Source organism: Lancefieldella parvula DNF00906, assembly GCF_000758945.1.
GTDB classification, from domain to species: Bacteria; Actinomycetota; Coriobacteriia; order Coriobacteriales; family Atopobiaceae; genus Lancefieldella; species Lancefieldella parvula_C.
Window position 1 is genome coordinate 39,457 of sequence record NZ_JRND01000014.1, and the last position, 21,983, is coordinate 61,439.

At 49.7% G+C, this 21,983-nt stretch carries 18 protein-coding genes, 2 tRNA genes and 1 riboswitch; of the genes, 4 read left to right on the forward strand and 16 right to left on the reverse strand.

Annotated features, from left to right (window positions below):
* Nucleotides 1–18 precede the first annotated feature (18 nt).
* The 3 genes from HMPREF1647_RS02360 to HMPREF1647_RS02370 all read right to left on the reverse strand — a co-directional run bounded on the left by HMPREF1647_RS02360 (nt 19) and on the right by HMPREF1647_RS02370 (nt 1,659).
* Nucleotides 19–462, reverse strand: coding sequence for a hypothetical protein (locus HMPREF1647_RS02360; protein ID WP_052039099.1), 444 nt, complete (start codon nt 460–462; stop codon nt 19–21).
* Between the two features lie 2 nt (nt 463–464).
* Complete coding sequence (locus tag HMPREF1647_RS02365; protein WP_035431742.1) at nt 465–1,502, reverse strand: radical SAM protein; 1,038 nt, start codon at nt 1,500–1,502, stop codon at nt 465–467.
* Nucleotides 1,503–1,583: 81 nt separating this feature from the next.
* Nucleotides 1,584–1,659 (reverse strand) — tRNA-Ala (locus HMPREF1647_RS02370).
* A 501-nt stretch (nt 1,660–2,160) separates the two neighbouring features.
* Here HMPREF1647_RS02370 and HMPREF1647_RS02375 point away from each other — a divergent pair.
* The gene (locus tag HMPREF1647_RS02375) at nt 2,161–3,363 is read left to right on the forward strand and encodes a glycosyltransferase family 4 protein (RefSeq protein WP_052039102.1); all 1,203 of its coding nucleotides are present in this window, start codon (nt 2,161–2,163) and stop codon (nt 3,361–3,363) included.
* A 574-nt stretch (nt 3,364–3,937) separates the two neighbouring features.
* On the opposite strand, the gene rplT is transcribed toward HMPREF1647_RS02375, so the two are convergent.
* The 13 genes from rplT to HMPREF1647_RS02440 all read right to left on the reverse strand — a co-directional run bounded on the left by rplT (nt 3,938) and on the right by HMPREF1647_RS02440 (nt 18,478).
* Nucleotides 3,938–4,297 carry a 50S ribosomal protein L20 gene (gene rplT / locus HMPREF1647_RS02380; protein ID WP_035428088.1) on the reverse strand — a complete coding sequence of 120 codons (360 nt, stop codon included), beginning with the start codon at nt 4,295–4,297 and terminating at the stop codon, nt 3,938–3,940.
* A 41-nt stretch (nt 4,298–4,338) separates the two neighbouring features.
* Nucleotides 4,339–4,539: a 50S ribosomal protein L35 gene (gene rpmI, locus HMPREF1647_RS02385; RefSeq protein WP_012808612.1), complete on the reverse strand. Its 201-nt coding sequence runs from the start codon at nt 4,537–4,539 to the stop codon at nt 4,339–4,341.
* A 1-nt stretch (nt 4,540) separates the two neighbouring features.
* Nucleotides 4,541–5,122 carry a translation initiation factor IF-3 gene (infC, locus tag HMPREF1647_RS02390; RefSeq protein WP_035428086.1) on the reverse strand — a complete coding sequence of 194 codons (582 nt, stop codon included), beginning with the start codon at nt 5,120–5,122 and terminating at the stop codon, nt 4,541–4,543.
* A 248-nt stretch (nt 5,123–5,370) separates the two neighbouring features.
* Nucleotides 5,371–5,454 (reverse strand) — tRNA-Leu (locus tag HMPREF1647_RS02395).
* A gap of 73 nt (nt 5,455–5,527) precedes the next feature.
* Nucleotides 5,528–6,304, reverse strand: coding sequence for an MBL fold metallo-hydrolase (locus HMPREF1647_RS02400; protein ID WP_081933304.1), 777 nt, complete (start codon nt 6,302–6,304; stop codon nt 5,528–5,530).
* The gene (locus HMPREF1647_RS02405) at nt 6,297–8,642 is read right to left on the reverse strand and encodes a RelA/SpoT family protein (protein WP_035431746.1); all 2,346 of its coding nucleotides are present in this window, start codon (nt 8,640–8,642) and stop codon (nt 6,297–6,299) included. Before HMPREF1647_RS02405 ends, HMPREF1647_RS02400 begins: the two co-directional genes overlap by 8 nt.
* On the reverse strand, nt 8,635–11,997 hold the full coding sequence (gene recJ, locus HMPREF1647_RS02410) for a single-stranded-DNA-specific exonuclease RecJ (RefSeq protein ID WP_035431748.1): 3,363 nt from the start codon (nt 11,995–11,997) through the stop codon (nt 8,635–8,637). Before recJ ends, HMPREF1647_RS02405 begins: the two co-directional genes overlap by 8 nt.
* Before the next feature lie 194 nt (nt 11,998–12,191).
* Nucleotides 12,192–13,409 carry a tRNA guanosine(34) transglycosylase Tgt gene (tgt, locus tag HMPREF1647_RS02415; protein ID WP_035431750.1) on the reverse strand — a complete coding sequence of 406 codons (1,218 nt, stop codon included), beginning with the start codon at nt 13,407–13,409 and terminating at the stop codon, nt 12,192–12,194.
* A 10-nt stretch (nt 13,410–13,419) separates the two neighbouring features.
* Entirely contained in the window at nt 13,420–14,121 is a 702-nt protein-coding gene (gene dapD, locus HMPREF1647_RS02420; RefSeq protein WP_035431752.1) for a 2,3,4,5-tetrahydropyridine-2,6-dicarboxylate N-acetyltransferase, read from the reverse strand.
* Nucleotides 14,122–14,175: 54 nt separating this feature from the next.
* Nucleotides 14,176–14,892, reverse strand: coding sequence for a 4-hydroxy-tetrahydrodipicolinate reductase (gene dapB, locus HMPREF1647_RS02425; protein WP_035431754.1), 717 nt, complete (start codon nt 14,890–14,892; stop codon nt 14,176–14,178).
* On the reverse strand, nt 14,885–15,778 hold the full coding sequence (gene dapA, locus HMPREF1647_RS02430; RefSeq protein ID WP_035431756.1) for a 4-hydroxy-tetrahydrodipicolinate synthase: 894 nt from the start codon (nt 15,776–15,778) through the stop codon (nt 14,885–14,887). The genes dapB and dapA overlap by 8 nt, the downstream gene beginning before the upstream one ends.
* 15 nt (nt 15,779–15,793) lie before the next feature.
* Entirely contained in the window at nt 15,794–17,098 is a 1,305-nt protein-coding gene (locus HMPREF1647_RS02435; protein WP_035431758.1) for a diaminopimelate decarboxylase family protein, read from the reverse strand.
* Nucleotides 17,099–17,129: 31 nt separating this feature from the next.
* Nucleotides 17,130–17,294: riboswitch (Lysine riboswitch) on the reverse strand.
* 32 nt (nt 17,295–17,326) lie between these two features.
* Nucleotides 17,327–18,478 (reverse strand): pyridoxal phosphate-dependent aminotransferase, encoded by a 1,152-nt coding sequence (locus tag HMPREF1647_RS02440; RefSeq protein WP_035431760.1) that lies wholly within the window; start codon nt 18,476–18,478, stop codon nt 17,327–17,329.
* A gap of 77 nt (nt 18,479–18,555) precedes the next feature.
* On the opposite strand from HMPREF1647_RS02440, the gene HMPREF1647_RS02445 reads away from it, so the two are divergent.
* The 3 genes from HMPREF1647_RS02445 to HMPREF1647_RS02455 all read left to right on the forward strand — a co-directional run bounded on the left by HMPREF1647_RS02445 (nt 18,556) and on the right by HMPREF1647_RS02455 (nt 21,880).
* Nucleotides 18,556–19,731: an endonuclease/exonuclease/phosphatase family protein gene (locus HMPREF1647_RS02445; RefSeq protein ID WP_156095537.1), complete on the forward strand. Its 1,176-nt coding sequence runs from the start codon at nt 18,556–18,558 to the stop codon at nt 19,729–19,731.
* 119 nt (nt 19,732–19,850) lie between these two features.
* A complete protein-coding gene (locus HMPREF1647_RS02450) occupies nt 19,851–20,129 on the forward strand; it encodes a type II toxin-antitoxin system RelB/DinJ family antitoxin (RefSeq protein WP_035431761.1) in 279 nt (92 codons plus the stop codon).
* A 158-nt stretch (nt 20,130–20,287) separates the two neighbouring features.
* Nucleotides 20,288–21,880 carry a DUF438 domain-containing protein gene (locus HMPREF1647_RS02455; RefSeq protein WP_035431763.1) on the forward strand — a complete coding sequence of 531 codons (1,593 nt, stop codon included), beginning with the start codon at nt 20,288–20,290 and terminating at the stop codon, nt 21,878–21,880.
* The last annotated feature ends 103 nt before the right edge of the window (nt 21,881–21,983 follow it).

Genomic DNA, 21,983 nt, shown 5'->3' on the forward strand with positions numbered 1-21,983 from the left:
ATATCTAGAGTAGCAGTCCTACAAAATAAATTGGCTTACAACAAAGACAACTGCGAGAATTACCACAGTTCCAATAACAATTTTTTGCCCCAGAGGCATTTTGATGTCTTCGTCGTCCTCATCGGGCTCCATGAGAGCACGGCCCTTTGCGCGCTGCTCCTGAATGCGACGGACTTGCTCAGCCTCCTGCTGAGCTGCCTGACGTGCGGCACGCTGCTGAGCTTCACTTTCCGCTACTGCATCCACCTCTGCCTGAACTGCAGCTTCTGCCTGGGCAGCACGGGTCTTCTCTGCACGAAGCGTCTCAAGCTCAGCGCGCTCCTTCTCTGCGCGAAGAGCCTCGAGCTCCCTGCGCTCTTTCTCTGCGCGAAGCGCTTCCAGCTCGGCGCGCTCCGCGTCCGTGAGCGCAGCCGCCTGTGGCGCTGGGGTGGTTTGGAGCTCTTCGGGTTTCTCGACAGACATGGTTACTCCTCGGTTTGCGTATCGGGGATGCTGGTGGTAGTGCGGGTTGAAGCGTCGGTAGCGTTGCTGCGAGCCGAGCGGAGCTTGAGCGCGGGACCCTCAACGCCTGTTGCGTCAAAGGCTGGCACAAAACTCTCGGAGACGGTTCCACCCTCCTGCCACCACAGGTTCTCAAAGCCCAGGTCATCCGCATGACAGAGCACCAACTCGTATTCCTCGTCAGAAAGCGTTCCAGAAAGCGGACCGCCAGCCGCGCGCATGCGCTCGTTGGGCGTGTACTGATTCATGATTGATACGTCTACATCATTATGACAAAGATTCCACACGCGGTTGAGCACCTCGCAGGAATCATCCGCGTGCGTGGGCATGACCAGATGGCGCACAATGATGCCCTGCAACATGCGACCGTCATCATCCAGCTTGCGCCCGCCACGACTCATCACCGAGTCATGCATAACTTCAAGCGCGGCCATAGACATCTCGGGGTAATCTGCTGCGTACGAGAGCTCCTTTGCCAGCGCGGGGTCTGCATACTTGACGTCCGTCAGCCAAATATCAATAACGCTCGAAACTTTCTGTACGACCTCTGGCAGCTCATATCCCGAGGTATTACACACTATTGGGAGCGTCAATCCCGCCTCTTTTGCCAGCGTCACTGCTTCAATTATGTGTGGCGAGAAGTGCAAAGGAGTTACAAGGTTGATGTTGAGCGCACCCTGAGCTTGCAGTTCAAGCATCATCTGGGCTAGGCGCTCAGTTGTGACTGGCTTGCCAAAACCTTCTTGCGAGATCTGGTGATTCTGGCAGAACACGCATCTGAGCGGGCAACCTGTGAAGAAAATTGCACCTGATCCGGCCTCGCCCGAAATAGGAGGTTCTTCCCAAAAGTGTAGCGCAGAACGAGCCACACGAATGGTGCTTGAAGCTCCACAAAGGCCCGCTTTACCAGCGTTTCTTTGAGCATGGCAGCGCCTTGGGCAGAGTTCACAGACGTCGTAGGCAGAAAACGTAAGGGCATGAGGTGATGGTGCACTACCCAAGGGTTTCTCGCCTCCCGTCGTATCTGCTCAGGCAGATGGTGGTATAAAAAACGCGCAGGGTCTCTGCGCGCGTCAAAGTCATGGTGGAGATAAAGGGATTCGAACCCTCGGCCTCTGCCTTGCGAAGGCAGCGCTCTCCCAACTGAGCTATATCCCCGTTGCGGTACTTATTGTGGCAATCAGGAGCAGGTATGTCAATGATTATGCGAGCGGAATGAGTAGCTGTAGACTTGTGCTGAGGCGCGCAACGCTTCCACGGACCATTGCGGCTCTTCCGCGGACTGTCAGTGTTCTTCCGTGAGCCGTCGCGACTCTCCGCGAGCCTTCACAGTTTAAACACAGACTGCCGAGGCACAAAAATATCCTTCCCCGCAGTCATCTATGAACCCACCTTCATAAGGTGGGTGCCGCGCTCGAGCGTTCCAGCTTCCTTAACAACGAAGGATGCCTGTACTGAACACGAGATTAGGCTCCCTGAAAAAACTTGTCGGTTCACCCAGTTTAGACCGCGGGAGAAGGACAATTTTTACTATAAAGAAATTATAAAAAGATTAAAGTCTTGACTTGTTTTTTAATGAGAAGCACAATTAAATGGTGTGGATTTTAGCAGTTAAATACTGTTTTTTGGAGGGTATGTAGCTTGAACCTCTGGGTAACCATGTTTTGTGTTTTCCTCTCGGCTGGTCTTGGTTCAGCTCTGATTACCCCTGCCGTTCGTCAACTGGCTTGGAAGCTTGGAGTTGTCGATAAACCCTCTGCACGTCGAGTCAATAAAAAACCTATTCCTCGCATGGGCGGCGTTGCAATTTTCTTTGGGTTAGCCGTTGCTATGCTGGTGCGTTATGGCGTTGAAGCAATCCTTGGACATGCAGAAATCACCCTTTCTTCTCGCTATTATCTCAACGTCAACTTCTGGATTGTTGGCGCTGCATTTGCGGTAATTTTCTTGACCGGCCTGCTCGACGATATTTTTTCTCTCAAGCCTATTCAGAAACTCGCTGGTCAGGTAATTGCTGCATGCATCGCCGCTGCGGGTGGCCTGATTATCGGTAACGTTGTTGATCCGTTTTCCGCGTACGGCTTTGTGGATCTTGGATGGCTCGCCTACCCAGCGACTGTCATCTACCTGGTTGCCTACGCCAATATCATCAACCTCATTGATGGTCTTGATGGACTTTCTGCAGGTATTTCTTGCATCGCATCAACCACGATGTTTGTGCTTTCTATCTGGGCAGGTCGCTTCGATGCAGCTCTTTTAAGTGCAGCCATCGCTGGCACCACGCTGGGATTCTTAGTTCACAACTCTTATCCTGCAACAATCTTCATGGGCGATTCTGGTTCGCTAACCTTGGGATTTGCTTTGGGAACAATTTCGCTTTTGTCTGTCACTCGTTGGGCGGGACTCACAACCATCATTGTTCCTCTCGTCGTTGCAGGTATTCCAATTATTGATACGTTCTCGGCAATTGTCCGCCGCACACGCGCACATGTTAGTTTTGCCACAGCTGATCGTGGACACATCCATCACCGCTTAATGGCTCACGGTTATAACCAGCGCCAAGCAGTTCTTTTGATGTACGGTTGGACTGCCCTTCTGTGCGTTGGTTCGCTCATTATGACGCAGGTCAATACGATGCCTCGTATTGCAATTTTTGTCATGCTACTTACTATGTCTGCTTTCTTTGCAAAGTACCTGCATCTTTTTGAGCCTGTTCTGCTTCACCATACTGATCCAAAGACTGGTGAAGACGAACTCATTACCCCTAAAGATCCAGGCTTCGATGAAGAAATTAAGCAGCTCCACGAAGAAGAGCATGAGCACATCGAAGAGCTCATTCACAGAGACCACAAGAGCGAATAAGTCGGGAAAACAGCTGAGCTCTTCCCGCACCCACATCGATCGCCATGTAAGCTGTGACTACACGGATTTCTCGGCCTCTGAACCGCGCGCTCTTCTCGCCAAGTGCGCAAATGACATGCTCTTCTCACTAAGGATGACTTTCCAACATTGCGCGCCTGAAAAGTGCAAAGAATCTGTATTTGAGGTACAGATTCTTTAACAAAATCAGGCAAATCCACAGTTTCTTTTGCATTTTTAGGCAAAATTTACAGATTCTTTTATGAAATCAGGCGCATGAAAGATAGGCGCTTCAGCCCTAAATTTTTGAGCCTGAAAGCTGCATCATGTCTGAGTAAATTTACTCAGACATGGCGAGAAAAACCGGCAATTAGCTCAGATATGGTGTACTTTTCCGGCAAATCGTTCAGACATGGCGAGAAAATCAGGCGCGTCGTGACCTCAACTGTGCGCGCCATGACCTCGACCGTTCGTGCCCCCCAGCGAAATTCTCGCCAAAAGAAAACCCCGCACATCCAAAAGGACATACGGGGTCTAGCTATCTAGCTGTAATAAAATTGCTCAGTGCAAACCGAGGTTACTCAGCAAGTGCCTTCTTAGCGATCTCTGCAAGATCTGCGAAGCCCTGCTCGTCAGAGTAAGCAATCTCTGCGAGAACCTTGCGGTCAAGCTCAACACCAGCGAGCTTGAGGCCGTGCATGAACTTGCTGTAAGAAAGGTCGTTGATGCGTGCTGCAGCGTTGATACGCTGAATCCACAGTGCGCGGAAATCACGCTTCTTGTTACGACGGTCACGGTAAGCATACTGACCAGAATGCTGTGCCTGCTCCTTCATACCACGGAAGGTACGAGAGGAAGTTCCGTAATAACCCTTTGTGCGCTCGACGAGCGTCTGACGCTTCTTGCGGCCAGCAACTGCGCGCTTAACTCTTGCCATATCTAATCACTCCTTGTTATTTGATCTGGTGGATGGCGCGCTTAGTTCTTAGCGCCCATACGCTGAGAAACTACTGCTGCATCGCCAGCGGAAAGAACAGCTTCTTTACGGAAGCCACGGATACGCTTCTGGGACTTCTTGGTAAGAATGTGGCTCTTAAAAGCCTTAGCACGCATAATCTTGCCAGTACCGGTGCGGCGGAAACGCTTAGCCGAACCCTTGTGCGTCTTCATCTTAGGCATACTACTTCTCCTCCTGTGTGGTGCCATCCTCAGCACCCTCGGGCTTCTCGTCAAACGCTCCCTTGATTGGAGCAACGAGCATGTGCATGTTACGGCCTTCAATGAGCGGTTTCTGCTCAATTGTGGCAAAAGGCTTCAAATCTTCAGCAAGGCGATCAAGTACAATACGGCCCTGCTCTGGGTGAGCCATCTCGCGTCCACGGAACATGATGGTGATCTTGACGCGTGCTCCCTTCTTGAGGAAGCGCAGTACGTGACCCTTCTTGGTCTCGTAATCGCCCACATCAATCTTTGGGCGGAACTTCATCTCTTTGACTTCGATCTTGACCTGGTTCTTGCGAGCTGCCTTGGCCTTGCGAGCCTGCTCATACTTGAACTTACTGTAATCAAGAATCTTGCATACAGGAGGCTCGGCATTTGGAGCAATCTCTACGAGATCAAGACCGTGCTCACGAGCTCTCTTCATTGCATCATTGACGCCAAAAAGACCAAGCTGACTACCATCAGCGTCAATAAGACGGCACGTGCGAGCAGTGATTTCCTCATTAATGCGAGGACCATCGTTCTTGGCTATCTTGTACACCTTCCCTCTTGGACAATTGCTTGTCCGCCAATAAAAAACCCAGTGCACAAGCAACTGGGAGACAATACGCACAGGTAGCGTGCGAAGGTTAAATTGTCTGACCAGACAGCTGCTTTTGCGCTGTGTAGGTGGGGACTCACGTTCAATCCCGCTTCAAAAGTACCTTGTAAGGTTACCTCTAACAAGAAGACATTACAAGTACCAAGTTAGATATGACGAGAAATTCACATCTAGCTTAAACTTTTAGCTGGTGCCCGAGGTGGGACTTGAACCCACACGAGTTTCCTCAAAGGTTTTTGAGACCTCCGCGTCTGCCATTCCGCCACTCGGGCTAAAAAGTTTGCATAGGTACTATACCGCACCTATGCAAATCTGTCTTGCTAAATCATCAAAGTTGTAGCTGATTTAATCCTGTAAGAATGGATTAGTTGCTAACTCTGCCTCTAAAGATGTTTGATTTCCGTGTCCGGACAAGATGACAGATGTTGGATCAAGCTCAGTCTTGATGCGATTCAAAGAAGCCTTGAGGGTTTCAAAGTTGCCACCTGGTAGGTCAGTTCTTCCAGCAGAGCCCTGGAAAAGCGTGTCGCCTACAAAAACGGCGCCAGTAGCGGTTCCTTCTCCCACCAAAACGATGCCGCCAGGAGTGTGACCAGGCGTTTCCATAATCTTGAACTGAGCGGTTCCAACAGAGAGAACATCTCCCTCGTGGAGAAAACCGTCTGGCTCTGGAGCATCATCATAAATCTCGTTTGAGTTATGAGCCTTATGTGCAAGCTCATTATCTGCCTCGTTAATGAGATACTGAGCGCCAGGTACCGCAAGCTTCAAAGCCTTAACGCCGCCTACATGGTCTGCATGGCCGTGAGTAGCAACAATGTATTTGAGCTGAAGATTTAACAGCTGAGCGGCAATCTCTGCACCCGATGCACCGGGGTCAATAATCATGCACTCATTACCAGAAACATAGATGTAGCAGTTGGTCTCAAGGGGGCCTACCTTAAAGATGCCAATCTGGTCTTTTGCGTGATGGCATCCACCGTGACCATGATGACCGCAGCATCCACCGTGACCATGCTCACCGTGGCCGTGCACGCCATGATGGCCGCAGCAGCCGCCATGTCCGTGCTCTTCGTCGTGGTGATGGCCGCCGCAGGAGCAGCCCTCATTCTGGTTAGCCATAGAGTCTCCTTCTCATCTGATTAGCGCCTTCACCTGGCATAATACGACGAGCGTCGTAGACGGAAGGCACGCGAGTTACAAATGCAAATAAGGTATCGAGCAAGCTGGTATCAGAGATTGAAACCAAGAAGCGCATGCGTACCACGCCCTGCTCGCCTACTTGTGTAGCAGCAGAAAGAATGTTTGCGCCAGCGTCAGACAACGCAACCGTAACGTCTTTGAGAAGACCCATACGGTCCGCTGCCTCAACGACAATCTCAACCCTAAATTCTGTAGCACCACTGGCATCCCAAGAAACAGGAATGATGCGCTTTGGATCGTTAAGCAGGTCTTTAACGTTAGGGCAATTAGCTCGGTGAACAGAAACGCCGCGACCGCGCGTAATGAAGCCCACGATATCGTCACCTGCAACAGGATTGCAGCAATGCGCAAGATGAACAAGCAAATCTGGATCGCCATTTACCACAACGCCGCAATTAGATTTCTTGGGACGACTTCCCTTAGCGGTACGAGAAATAACGTACGAGCGAACCAATGGCTGATCGTTTGCAATTGCCTTGTTCTTCTCCTGAAGTCGCGCGGCATTGCGCTCTTGCTCAGTAACAACCTCGGGGTTTTTCTTCTCCAAGATTTCGCTCACGCGATTAACAACCTGCTTAGCAGACTGATTACCTGCACCAATTCCTGCAAACAGGTCATCTACGCTGCGATAATCAAACTGCTCGGTAAGCTGGTCAAGCGCCTTGACGGTACGTGTGGCACTGATGCCATAACCGCGCTTACGCAGCTCTTTTGCAAGCTCAGAACGGCCACGCTCAGCATCATCAGACTTGTTCTCTTGCGAGAAATACTTGCGGATCTTTGCGCGCGCGGACGGTGTCTTTACCAGCGTCATCCAGTCGCGAGAAGGGCGAGCGTTCTTGTTAGTCAAAATCTCAATGCGATCGCCCATCTGAAGCGTATGCGTCAGTGGAACTACAGAACCATTAACGCGCGCACCAACACAGTGATTACCAACCTCAGTGTGGACAGCGTAAGCAAAGTCCAGAGGTGTTGAATTGACACGCAAGCTCATGACCTCGCCCTTTGGCGTGAAAACAAAAATCTCATGCTCAAAGAGGTCTACGCGCAAGTTATCCAAGAACTCGTGAGGGTCGTCAATATCGTCTTCAACAGCCCAGTCAAGACTGCGGCGAATCCAGTTGATAGTTGAATCAATAAGCTTGTCTTCAGAGGACATCTTGCCCTTTGAATTGCCCTGCTCCTTATACAGCCAGTGAGCAGCAATACCGTACTCAGATGCCTCGTGCATCTCGGCGGTTCTAATCTGAATCTCAATAGGGCGACCATCAGGGCCAATAACCGTTGTATGCAAGGACTGATAGAGATTTGCCTTTGGTGTTGCAATGTAGTCCTTGAAACGACCAGGCATTGGATGCCACAGTGCATGGATAGCGCCAAGTGCTGAATAGCAATCGCCTACGTTTTTAGTAATGACGCGCAAGGCGATAAGATCGTAGATGTTGGAGAACTCCCTGCCCTTGCGGACCATCTTTTGATAAATGGACCACAGGTGCTTAGGACGTCCCGTAATCTGGAAGTCAGTAAGACCAGCGGCATTAAGCTCATCTGTCAGAGTCTTTTTAGCGTTGTTGAGGTCATTCTCTCTTTGTGCACGAGAGTCAGAGACCATGCGAGCAACACGCTGGTACTCCTCTGGTTCAAGCCAGAAGAAAGACAAATCCTCAAGCTCCCACTTAACCGAAGAGATACCCAGACGGTCAGCAAGTGGTGCATACACGTCCATGGTTTCTCGCGCCTTAAACAGACGACGATCCGGTGGAAGTGCTGCCAGCGTACGCATGTTATGAAGACGGTCGGCAAGCTTGATGATAACAACGCGGATGTCCTTTGACATAGCAAGGAACATTTTACGCAGGTTAAGCGCTTGTTTCTCGTCCATTGAACTGACTTCGATGGACGTAAGTTTTGTGACGCCGTCAACAAGCTCAGCCACTGACTCACCAAAGCGAGAAGAAATTTCATCTAGTGAGGCAGACGTATCTTCTACGGTATCGTGCATAAGGGCAGCGCAGATGGTGTCTTCATCCATATGAAGATCGTGCGCAAGAATAAGGGCCACTTCAACTGGGTGGTTAATATAAGGCTCGCCAGAACGACGACGCTGATCTTTGTGATAGTCAGCAGCAAAGGCATATGCAGCAGCAATCTTTGCCTGAGCTTCCTCAGGTAAATATGTGCGCACGGCTCCCTCAAGCAGACGGTAATTATCCGCGCCTGGCGCCTTGGCCTCTTTTGTGGTCCTCTCATCACTCATCAGAGGACTCCCTTCCCCCATCAAACGTTGAACCAATTTCTGGAACGATGGGTTTTGTTATAGCATCTGCCAGCTCATCTGGTGAAGCAGAAAGTACCCATTCAGCAAATGATTCAAACTCAGCGTGCGCTTTAAGCCCCTCAGCGTAGCGTGCGGACTCCAGCAAGTCCATGTGCGAAGCTTGACTATTGACGGAGATTGTTCGCGTTTGATCAAATCCTTCAATGCTAATAAACCCTAGCTCAGCAAAAACGTCAAGTGCAACACGAACGGTTTGCTCGTCAGCCTTAGATCGCGGGTCAATTTCTAGCGCCATCTGCGCAATATCTTCATCAGTGAGTGCTGAATCGGCTGTCTGAGCACCAAGCTTTGGCTGCAGTGCCGTAAGCGCGCGGTAGACAGCTACCAGGGCTTCTCGCTGTGGTGCATGAGAAGAAAGGATGCGCTCGTTAACGCGCATATCATGCGCATCAAATAGCATCTGAATTACAGAAGGCTTACCGTCTCTACCTGCGCGTCCGCTCATCTGATTGAAGGCAACGCGACCAAACGGCAGGTGATACAGAATAACCTGGCGAATATCAGAGATATTGACGCCTTCGCCAAATGCACTGGTAGCAATGATGCAACAAACGTCTCCACGCCTAAAAGCGCGTTCAACGTTCTTGCGTATCTGAGGTGTTAGACCCGCATGATAGAACGCAATCTTATGACCAAGTTCTGGAATACGATGGCGCAACATACGCGTCAGTGCCTGCGCTTGCTCCCTTGAATTGACGTAGACAACCGTTTTTGTGCCATCTGACACAAGAGAAAGCAGCGCACATTCCCTATCCTTAGCACCACGAAGGTCCCTGAGTTCAAGGTTAGTACGAGCCGTTTTGTCTTTGTATACATGCTCTGCTTCAATGGAGAGAAGCTCGCAGATATTCTGGGCTGCCTGCGTGGTAGCCGTAGCTGTTGTGGCAAGTATCTGCGGACTCCCAAGCATCTTTAGTACCTGCGGCATGTGTGCATACGCAAGTCTGCCCTCAGAAGCATTCATGCCCACATGATGTGCCTCGTCAAACACTACAAATGAGATGTTTTGCGCCTTGGCAAATTGATCAGCGTGGAGCGAGAAGAACTCTGGAGTAGTCAGCACAATATCAAGCTCATTGTTTGTCATGCGAGCAAACAGGTCTTCTCGGCTGGAAAGGTCTGTTTCTCCGTTGAGTACCTCGACAGAAATTCCTAGAGGCTCAAAGGTGTTTTTTATGCTTTGAACCTGGTCGTTAATGAGGGCGCGCAGCGGATAGACAAACACGCTCATTTTATGTTGCAGCAGCGCAACACGAGCAGCATGAACCTGGAAGATAAGCGATTTACCTCTACCTGTTGCCATAACAGAGAGACAAGACGTTCCTTGAGAGAGAACCTCTAGCGTTTTCTTTTGCAGAGGCAAGAGCTCTCTTGAACCAATCATGGACGTGACCAGGGTCTGGGTAAGCTCCTCAGAAGAAAGACTCTCCAGCTCACGGCGCTTTTGCTGCGCTTGTTCTTGGGAGGCCTCATCAGCCTCTGTAGTCTCCTTGGTAACCACAAGGGGCAAGTCAGCAGCACTGCCAAGAAGATCTGCTTCAATGGGGCCGTCATCTTCATCGGTAAAGTCTCTGTAGAGAATATCTCTGACCATGAGTTTTGGCTTAGTTCTGCCCTGCCAGGTCTCGTTAACTGCTTCAAAAATCAAATCAACAGCACCGTCATACTCAGCTGCCGCCTCAACATGAGGTGTTCTAAACATGATGGATGAAATTGAAGAAATACCATTTGAAGCCATAAAGCAAAGATGAGCTCCGCCTGCGCCAACACGCGAGCGATTCTTCATCACTACACCCTTGACGCCAAAGAGCGGCTTTTTATTACCCTGACCAAAAGGTTGCAGTGCCTCAAGGGCGTCAATGGAGTTGATGGTAATTTCATCAAGGTTTACCAGGGCAGTAACTTCTCCTGAAGCCTCAAACTCTTCTTCTGGAAGCTCTGCCATAACCTTTGATAAACGCTTTCTAAATGCGTCAATCTTTGCTGTTTCTACCGTTACGCCAACGGCTCCTTGGTGGCCACCAAAACGGACGGTAAGGTCTGCACACTGTTCAACGGCGTGGAATAAATCAACGGAACCAACAGAGCGGCCAGAACCGCGAGCAACTCCATCTTGGATGGTAAACAGAATGCAAGGCACGTGATAGCGATTAACAATTCTTGAAGCAACAATGCCCTTTACACCCTCATGCCAACCCTCTTTGGCAAGCACAATTGCGTGGCCGCCGTCGTAAATTTCTTTTGCCTGCTCAAGAGATTCGTCGGTAAGCTTTGCCTCAATAGCACGACGCTCAGCATTAATCTCTTCTAACTTGCCGGCAAGAATCGTTGCCTCTTCAGCGTCTTCTGTAAGAAGAAGGTCAAGAGCAATATCAGTAGTACCCATGCGCCCTGCTGCATTAAGGCGAGGAATAATAGAAAACGGTAGATTATCTGCAGAAATCTGGGCAATATCTTGACCAGCAACAGCAGCTAGAGCCACAAGACCTGGACGAAGACCTTTCTGGAGACGCTTAACACCTTCAGAAACCAGTGCACGATTCTCTTTGTTGAGCATCATCATGTCAGACAGCGTGCCCAACATAGCAACATCAATGTAATCAAGCCAAAGCTGAGGCTGATCTTGAAGCTGCCCTAAAACCTGCACCAGCTTAAGGGCAACGCCTGCACCAGCAAGTTCTCTAGAAGGACAATCTTCAACAAGCTTTGGATCAGTGACTGGAACACCTTGGGGCACCAGATCTGCGGGCTCATGATGATCGGTAACAACAACATCAATCCCCTGCTGCAAAAGCCAAGCAACCTCTTGAGCAGCAGCAATGCCATTGTCTACCGTAATAATTAAATCTGGCTTCCTATCCTGCAAAACTCTTGCAAGAGCCTCTTTTGAAAGTCCGTATCCCTCACCAAAACGATGCGGAATATACGGCAAAACATCTGCTCCCAATCGACGTAAAGCCAGGGTAAGCAAACACGTTGAGCTCATTCCATCAACATCAAAATCACCAAAAACGGCAATCTTTTTATGCTCAACAATTGCCTTATGAACGTGGGCGGCAACCTCAGCCATTCCAGGAATACACTGTGGATCAAGCCAATCCCTTTGCAAGGATGGCGAGAGAAACTCTTGAGCTGTGGCTACATCAGTGAATCCACGTGCTACTAATACACGAGCAACAAGTGGCGTAACGTGCAATTCTTTTTTAAACAGCGACTCTAGATATACGTCTTGTGTAAGAACACTCCAACGAGTGCTTTTCTCGATGCCGGGCATCATGTCCTCTTTTCTGTGGCGGCAGAGCCAGCCAGGGGCACCTCGGGCGCCCGCGAATGTTTATCTCTTTTATTCTACCCATGTCACCGGACAAAAAATGACTAGCCCACAAATTAGTGAGCTAGTCATAAAAAATTTAAATCAAAGTTGCTTGCGCAGGGCTATCAAGAAGACGGGGTTCTCGCCAGGCGAACTTAGAAATCAACCACGCCGTCAGAGTTTTCCCACTCCTCAACAAAATCGCTGTAGGTACCTGCGAGAATTGCTTCTCGTGCCTGGCGCATAAGCTCAAGCAGGAAGTAAATGTTGTGCATAGAAAGCAGCTGACCGCCTAGCATCTCATGTTGCTTGACCAGGTGATTGATGTACGCGCGAGAATAACCGCCCGTACAGACAGGGCAGGTGCACTGAGCATCAATAGGACCCGCATCAGCAAAGTACTTAGCGTTCTTGAGGTTCATGCGGCCCTCATGGGAAAACGCGGTACCCATACGTGCGGTGCGCGTTGGAAGCACGCAGTCAAACATATCAATGCCACAAGCAACACCGCGGATCAGCGTGGACGGATTACCAACGCCCATCAGGTAGCGAGGCTTGTTACGTGGCATGTAATCGGCGCAAAGTGGCGCCAGCGTCTCAAACATAACCTCGTGAGGCTCTCCAACGGAATAGCCACCAATGCCATAACCAGGGAAATCGCCAATCGACTCAAGGTGCTCAATGGAGCGCCTACGCAAATCAAGATGCATGCCACCCTGAACAATGCCAAAGAGCGCCTGATCAGGACGGGTATGAGTCTTAAAGCACCTTTCGGCCCATGCGCTTGAAAGCTCAACTCCGCGCTCAACTTTTTTGCGCTCGGCAGGATAGCCTACGCACTGATCAAGCTGCATAACAATGTCTGCACCAAGGTTCTGCGCAATCTGCATATTAGTTTCTGGCGTCCAGTACGACCATGCGCCGTCATAATCTACCGCACGGAATTTAACGCCCTCGTCAGAGAGCTTCATGAACTCCTCGTGACTAAAGACCTGGAATCCGCCTGAATCCGTCAGAATTGGTCCATGCCACTGCATAAAGTCATGCAAGCCACCCATCTGTGCAACCAGCTCATCTCCTGGGCGCTGAGACAGATGGTACGTATTTGCCAGAATAATTTTGGCACCAAGGTCACGAACGGTATCGGTCATCAAACCTTTAACGGTTGCCTTAGTACCAACCGGCATAAAAATAGGCGTTGGAATATCACCATGAGGCGTATGGAAGATGCCGGCGCGTGCATGCGTCTTAGGATCTTCGGCGAGAAGTTCGTAGGTAAACCAAGAATCTTCTTTTTTCTCTGCCCAATTTTCTGTGTGTACGCAGGAAATGTTGGTGGTAAAACCCTGTGCTTTTTTGGAGCCGTCTGGCATGTAACCTCGATTACAACGTGCGGAGAGCATCAACCAAAGCTGTCTTGCCCTCTGTTTTCTGGTCCTTCATTTTTATCACACGTGCAGGACATCCCGCTACCACGGCGTTTGCTGGAACGTCCTCAACTACTACAGCACCTGCTGCGACAACAGCGCCCTCTCCAACACGAATGCCCTCGATAACCACGGCATTTGCGCCAATAAGGACGTTATCCTCAACAATAACTGGCGTAGCAGATGCAGGCTCAACAACACCAGCAAGAACAGTACCAGCACCAATGTGGCAGTTCTTGCCAACGGTTGCACGGCCGCCAAGAACAGCACCCATGTCAATCATGGTGCCCTCACCAATAACAGCACCAATATTAATAACAGCACCCATCATAATGACGGCATTGTTACCAATCTCAACGCGCTCACGAATCAGTGCACCTGGCTCAATACGTGCGTTTACGTCCTTCATGTTAAGCAGAGGAACACCAGAGTTTCGACGGTCATTCTCGATGTCAAAATACTCAAATGCGTCTGCATTCTGCTCAACAACGCTCTTGAGCTCGGACCAGTCACCAAAGACTACCTTTGAGGTGCCCTCACCATACACGCGAGAAGAGCCGTAAGACACAGAAGCACCCTCACGCTCTTTGACGAAGAGCTTAATGGGGGTCTTCTTCTCTGACGTAGCAATGTAGTTAATAATTTCCTGGGCGTCCATGCACGTCCTTTCTCAATCAAACAGATGCTAACCTATACAGGTCAGCACATGCGGTTATCCAAAAATCAACTCTTCAAAGGTATAAAAACCTGGAGCTTTTGTAAGCAATCTCTCAGCACAAGCAACGGCACCGTTCACAAAAATCTGACGTGATGTTGCGCGATGAGTCAGACAGACTTCCTCATCCTGTCCAAAGAAGTGCACCTCATGAGTGCCAGCCACCGTGCCGCCTCTGAGCGCAAACACGCCAATCTCGTCTTTGGTGCGAGCTCCGCAGAAGCCCTCGCGGCCAGAAACAACGGGACGAGTTCCCTCTGGGTCAATAGCGGCGAGCAGCAGCTTTGCTGTGCCGGACGGAGCGTCAACCTTCTGGTTGTGGTGCGTCTCCACAATCTCGGTATCCCAGCCGTTAAGCGCCTCAGCAGCCATTGCCACCGCGCGCCTCAACACGGCAACGCCCACCGAATAGTTTGCCGCGTGAATCACCGGCACGCTCTCCCCCAGCTGCTTCAGCTCTGAAAGCTGCTCTGGCGAGAAACCCGTGGTGCCAGAAACAAGTGCGCACCCGCGCTCACGTACAAAGCCGACAACAGCATCAAAGGCAGCAACGCCAGAGAAATCCACAACCACATCAGGCGTCTGCTCAATGGTATTCAACTGATTGATATTCTCGTGACCAAACGCACCAAGCACCTCAAAACCGTGAGCAATCAGGGTTTGCTCGATGAGCTTTCCCATCTTGCCGGTACCAATTACTACTGCACTAGGCATCAAGAAGACCAGCCTTTCTCATAGCGTTTTCAAGCACCTCTGCGTGCTCATCAGTCATCTTCCACAGAGGCAGACGATAATTCTCTTCCATAAGTCCCATGCGGGCCAATGCGGCCTTGACAGGAATTGGATTAACTTCACAGAAGAGAGCGTGAACCAGGTCAAGATACTGAAGCTGGAGCTCACGAGCAAGAGAAACCTCTCCGCGATGCCATGCAGCTACCAGGTCATGAACCATCTTTGGATCCAGGTTAGACCAAACAGAAATAACACCAGATGCGCCCAGAGAAAGCAAAGGCACAATCATGTCGTCATTTCCTGACCACATAGTAAAGTCGTCGCTCAGATAACGAGCAACCTTTGTTGCGTATGCAATATCGCCAGAAGCCTCTTTGATACCCCAAGCATTTGGATGTGCAGCAAGTCTCTGAACATTGCGCACAGAAATTGAGCAGCCCGTTCTACCTGGGATGTTATACAAAATACAAGGGACATCAACGCGGTCCAGTACATACGAGAAGTGCTGGTAGATACCCTCTTCGTTACTCTTGTTGTAGTAAGGGGTAATTAGCAGCAGACCGTCAACGCCCGCCTTCTCTAGAGCTTCTGCCTTGCGCAAAGACTCAGCAGAAGAGTTGGAGCCAGCACCACCAATAACAGGAACTCTGCCCTGGGCTCGTGCAAGAATGGCCTTAACTACCTCGATGTCCTCCTCGTCTGTCATGGTTGAGGACTCGCCAGTAGTACCAAGGGCCAAAATACCGTCAATTCCCTGCTCAATCTGGAAATCAACAAAGTGCTCAAGTGCCTCAAAGTCAACATTTCCCTGTGCATCAAATGGGGTTACTAAAGCGGTAATTGCGCCAGTTACGTTCTTCATGTCCATAGTTTTTCTCGCCCTCTAACGTGTGGTGTTTATAGTTGTTTGTTGTGCAAGATCTGAAAAGTCTGAGCCGTCAAATGCAAGCGTTGCAAAGTAATCTGCTTCTGTCTCGGCACGGCGAATAAGCTGCGCGGATCCGTCTTCTAGAAGCAGCAGCTCAGCAGAACGCAGACGGCCGTTGTAGTTATAGCCCATCGAGAAACCATGAGCGCCCGTATCGTGGATGAACAGAAGGTCACCCACGGACACCTCCGGGAGCTGGCGATTCTTTGCAAACTGATCGTTATTCTCGCAAAGTCCGCCTACAACGTTGTACGTATGAGTTGCGGGAGCATCCTCTTTGCCCATAACGGTGATGTGGTGATAAGCGTCGTAGATTGCGGGTCGCATAAGGTTTGCCGCACAAGCGTCCACGCCAAGGTAGTGACGGTACGTCTCTTTTTGGTGCAGAACACGAGTAACAAGTGCGCCAGCAGGACCCAAAAGCCAACGTCCAAGCTCGGTATAGATAGAAACGTCTCCCATACCTGCAGGAACTAGAACCTCTTCAAAGGCGCGCTTTACGCCCTGGCCAATGGCCAAGACATCGGGCTCCACTTGGTCTGGCTCATACGCCACACCAATACCACCAGAAAGATCAATAAAGCCAATATGAATATCAAGTTCTTTGTGCAGCTTAACAGCCAGCTTAAAGAGGACGCGTGCAAGGTTTGGATAGTAGTCCTCTTCCTGAGCGTTACTAGCCAAAAACGCATGAAGGCCAAACTCGGTCACGCCCTTGGCCTTAAGATACGCAAACGTCTGGAAAAGCTGCTCTTCTGTCATGCCAAACTTAGCGTCATCGGGATTTCCAATAATGCCATTTTGCGACTCAAACACGCCACCAGGATTAAGGCGTGCACACATAACCTGGGGCATGTTGCTTCCCACCGCTTCTTCAAGCGTTGTAAGCATATCGCCACCAGCGTCCAAGTTGATAATGGCTCCCAGCTCATGAGCGCGAGCAAAGTCAAGCACCGTAGTGTCATTTGACGAGAGCATAATGTTTTGGCCGGTAACTCCACAGGCTTTTGCAAGCGTGAGCTCGGTAGCATTTGCACAGTCACAGCCACAGCCAAGTTCTGCAAGCAACTTCACAATGTATGGATTTGGCGTAGCCTTCACCGCAAAGTACTCTTTAAAGCCAGCGTTCCAGCTAAAAGCCTCTTGTAACAGCTTTGCGCGGCGAACAATCTCTGCCTTGTTATACAGGTGAAATGGCGTTGGATACGTCGTAGTGATTGCCTCTAGGGCATCTACAGAAACAAACGGTTTCTTACTCAAAGCTCCCCCTCAAATTGGGGGCGCAATACACCGTCAAAGTAGCACCCCCGAAATCTCGGACAGTCTTGCATGTATTTCATACAAGCCCACCTGACAACCACGCCTGATTGCCAAGTTCGGCGAACCTCGCCTCCTTCTGGGGTCACTGCCTGCCGACTAACCCAGAACCCATCGTGCTCGCTCCTCTATTGACAGTAAAACCCTACCACAGAAAGCTCTGTATTTGGGCTAGTTTTGTTCTTCTCGCAAAGTATTAACAAAAGTCTTAAGGCGAGAAAGACCTTCTGTCAGATTCTTGTCTGAGGCAGCGTAACTAATACGTACATAGCCCTCAGCGCCGAAGAAAACGCCAGGCACCAGTGCAATACCAAACTCCTTGATTGCTCGCTCACAAAACGCCTCAGAATCAAGGGCAAATTCCTTGATTGATGGAAATGCGTAGAAGGCACCTTCTGGCTCTTCAACAGGAAGTTTCATATCTTGAAGCGCAGAAAGTACAATCTGCCTGCGCTTTTGATAGTTTCTGCGCATAGGCGAGACATCGTAAGAAAGTGCATAGAGAGCAGCTGGCTGCAAAAATGAAGGAACAGAAGACACCAGCTGGGCGTGGACCTTTCCAATATCTGCTGCAAGCTCATCAGAGGTAGCAACCCAACCAAGTCTCCAACCCGTCATTGCCCATGGTTTGGAGAAACTATTTGTCACAATGCAGCGATCAGCTAAGTCTGGATAAAGCTCTACAAAACGAGGAACATTCTGAACATACGTAAGTTCTCTATAAACGTCATCGCATAAAACATAAAAGCCGTGTTTACGGGCAAGTTCTGCCACCGCATCAAGCGACTCTTTTGTATAAATACATCCCGTAGGATTGTTGGGAGAAGTCAGCACAATAAGCTTTGTCTTCTCTGAAATCTTTGATTTAAGCTGCTCAACATCAATCTGGAAATGATTGGCGCTGGTATCAAGCGACACAACTACACCACGATTAAGCTGGCAGAGTGTCCTGTATACCAGATACGCTGGTTCAGGAATAATAACCTCGTCACCTGGATTCATAAGGGTCAGCATAGTTGCAGAAATGGCTTCCGCAGCTCCCACGGTAACGACAATACCATCTTGACCGACCTTCATACCACGAGCAGACTCCCAATCGGCAATAGCGCTTCTAAGCTCAGGAGTACCGATGTTAGGTGGATAATGCGTGTTTCCAGCTGCAAGTTCTCTGTCTACTAAGTTACAAATAGGAGCTGGAGTGTCTTCTCCTGGCTCTCCAATAGTTAAAGAAATACATCCTGGTGTTGCAGCAGCAAGTGCCGAGAAACGCCTGATACCAGAGGGTTTGAAAAGCTCTAGTGTTGTATTTCTTGATAGCGACATACAAACTCCTCAACATACTTTCAATCCATAATAGTTATCATTTAAATCATACGACACTTGACTGATACGAGGTTCGCATGAAAAGAGTTTTGTCTCTTGGCTTTAAGCTTATTACTGGCCTTCTAAAAAGGGTTCTTGCACCACTTTTCAAATTTGTAGGCGGGCTTTTTGTTCTAGCTTTACTGATTCTTGGTGGATACGTTCTCTACCTGCAGTTTACTTACTATCGCATTCCTGACAATACTCCCGTATCTAATCAAGGTGCTTCTCCTGAGGCTACAACCGTACAGGTAGGCCAAACCTACACAGCTTCGACCTACAACATTGGCTTTGGTGCTTACACCCCTGATTACACCTTCTTTATGGATGAAGGCATCATGCAGGATGGCACACGCACCGTAGGAACTCACGGACGCGCGGTAAGCAGAAACTCCGTTCTTTACACCACAAACGGTGCCCTGAACACCGTTTCTTCTCTGAATGGCGGTACAGCCCCTGACTTTATTCTTTTCCAAGAGATTGATACTTCATCTGACAGAAGTTGGCATGTGAATCAAGTTTCTGAAGCAGAGAGCCGCTTTGGATCCTACGCATCATATTTTGCGCAGAACTTCCACACCGCGTTTCTCGCCTATCCACTTACGGAGTTCCACGGAACCTCCAACTCGGGTATTCTGACGCTTTCAAACGTACTTGCTTCAAGCGCAACTCGTCGTACCTACCCCATTGACGAGTCTTTTCCCACAAAATTCTTTGACCTAGACCGTTGCTTTATGATTACACGCTACCCTACCAGCGATGGTCATGAGCTGGTACTTATTAACAGCCACATGTCTGCCTACGACAAAGGCGGCACCAGCCGCGCTCAACAGCTTGCACTTCTGACCAAAGTTATGTCCGAAGAGCGTGCTAAGGGCAATTACGTTATTGCGGGTGGCGACTGGAACCATGCCATTTTGGGCTCGCTTACACTCTATCCTTCTGTTCAGCAGGTACCAGACTGGGTAGCAGAACTCAAAGATTCTGATTTGCCAGAAGGCTTTAGTGTTGTAGCTCCAGACAACCTTACCAACGTTCCTACCTGCCGTGGAGATGACATTCCATACGAGAAGGACAAGACATACACCACCACAGTTGATGGCTGGATTGTCTCGGATAACGTTATTGCAACCGCCAGAAACATTGACACGCAATTTGCTTACTCGGACCACAACCCGGTTCTGTTGTCATTTACCCTAAAGAGCGCAGAATAGGGTTATCTGTCCTTCGATATATTCCATATTATGTGCGTGTTGTACCTATGATGCGCACATATTTATTGACTTTACCGTGATTATCTTGTATAACAAAACTACAAGAAAGGCGGGTAATCATGGCAAAAGTAAGCACAAATATAAATTTGGATCCAACCCTTAAAAAGAATGCTCAGGAGCTTCTCAGAGATTTAGGCATGGATCTTACTACTGCTATTACCATTTTTCTTCGTCAGACTGTTCGTGAGCAGGGAATCCCTTTTGAAATCAAGCGAGAAATTCCTAATGCTCAAACTATAGAGGCTCTTAATGAATACACCAACATGAAAGAGCATCCAGAAAATTACAAGCACTATGCCTCATTCTCCGACGCAATGTCGGAGGTCCTAGATGCTTGAAATCTTTTAGAACCGGTTCTCATTCTGATCTCTTTTAAAACTAAAGAATAATTTCTGTTTTGTTGTAACCACAACAAAAGCCATATGGAAGTCCTGTCACACTTTGGGTATAAAGTAAGCCAAAGTGGACTTTCTAAACCCATCCGAGAGGAGCCCGTATGGCACAGGTTCTTGATTTAAGCAAATCCGTTTATGAGATTTGCACTAAGTATCCCGTTATTAAAGGCCTCATGGCAGAAAATGGCTTTGCCGAGATTACCGAGCCAGGCCGTCTTCAGACCATGGGTCGTTTTATGACCATCCCTAAAGGTTGCGACCACAAAGGCGTAGACCTTGAAGAGCTCAAAGCGATCTTCCGCGCTCACGGCTTTACCATTCTTGGTGATGAGGAGCCTGCAGCAGCAGAAACCCCAGCTGACGAGAAACCCGCAGAGGCAGAGAACACACCTATTGCGCAGACCCCCGAGGAGCGCAAAGCTCTTATCGCCCAATATCTTGAGCGCCTCAACAACGGTGAGGACATCGAGGCTGTTCGCGAGGACTTTACCCGCAACTTCAAGGACGTTTCTGGCACAGAGATTTCCAATGCCGAGCAGGAGCTTATTGCTGGTGGCGTTCCTATGGAGAAGGTCCTGAAGCTCTGTGACGTTCACGCCGCTCTCTTTGAAGGCAAGGTTTCTTGCGCACCAACAGGTGCTGTTGAAGAGACTCCTGGCCATCCTGTTTGGACCATGCGCCAAGAGAACGACCGCATTCTTGCCTTTATCCACGACCGCGTTGCTCCAGATGTGAAGCGTGCTCGTACGCTTACCGAGTCTTCCAGCAACGAAGAGTGCGCTGGCGTTGCAGCAATTCTGAAGGCTGATATGGACGCCTTTGACGAGGTCTTTGTTCACTACAAGCGCAAGGAAGAGCTGCTCTTCCCTCACCTAGAGCGCCACGATATCACCGGTCCTTCAAAGGTTATGTGGGGTAAGGACGACGAGGTAAGAAACGCTGTTAACGGTGCAGAGGCTCTGCTTGAGACTGCGTACGGCCAGTATGATGCAGGCCTTATGGCAGCCGTTGCTGACTATCTGGATGAGGCTATTGAGGGTGCTGAGTCCATGGCATCCAAGGAAGAAAACGTCCTCATTCCACTTTCCCTTGAGCACCTAACTGCTACTCAGTGGACCCAGATTGCTGCTGAAGAGAACGAGTTTGGCCACGCATTTGGCGTCAATCCTCCTTCATGGCACGCAGATCCTCTTGAGCTTGCAAACGACAAGCTTAAAGAGATGGAAGCCGCAGCCGCTATGGACGAGAATAACGCTGAAGCAGAAGAGGAAGCAATTTCTGCTGACGGTAAGGTTAAGCTCTCTACCGGTGAGTTCACCATTCCGCAGCTTGAGGCTGTCTTTGCAACTATTCCGCTCGACATTACCTTTGTTGACGCTGATGACAAGACACGTTACTTCAGCCACGGCGACACCCGTGCTTTCCCTCGTCCTAAGAGCTGCCTTGGCCGCGACGTATATGACTGTCATCCACCAAAGAGCCAAGAGGCTGTTCGTCGCATCCTCACCGAGTTCAGGAGCGGTCGTAGCGACTCCTCTGAGTTCTGGTTTGAGGTCAGGGATAAGTTCCTCTATGTCCGTTACTTTGCTGTTCGCGATGAAGAGGGCAATTACTTGGGCGCTCTTGAGACCACTCAGGACATCGGACCAATCCGCGCTCTTGAGGGTGAGAACCGCAGAGGTTCTGACAGCTAAGATCTTGCGCGCGTAAAACCCTGAGTTGCCTCTTAAAAATTTTGTACGACTTGGTAGGCGATGTGTCCTTTTTAAGGCACATCGCCTACACTATTTCTGGCCA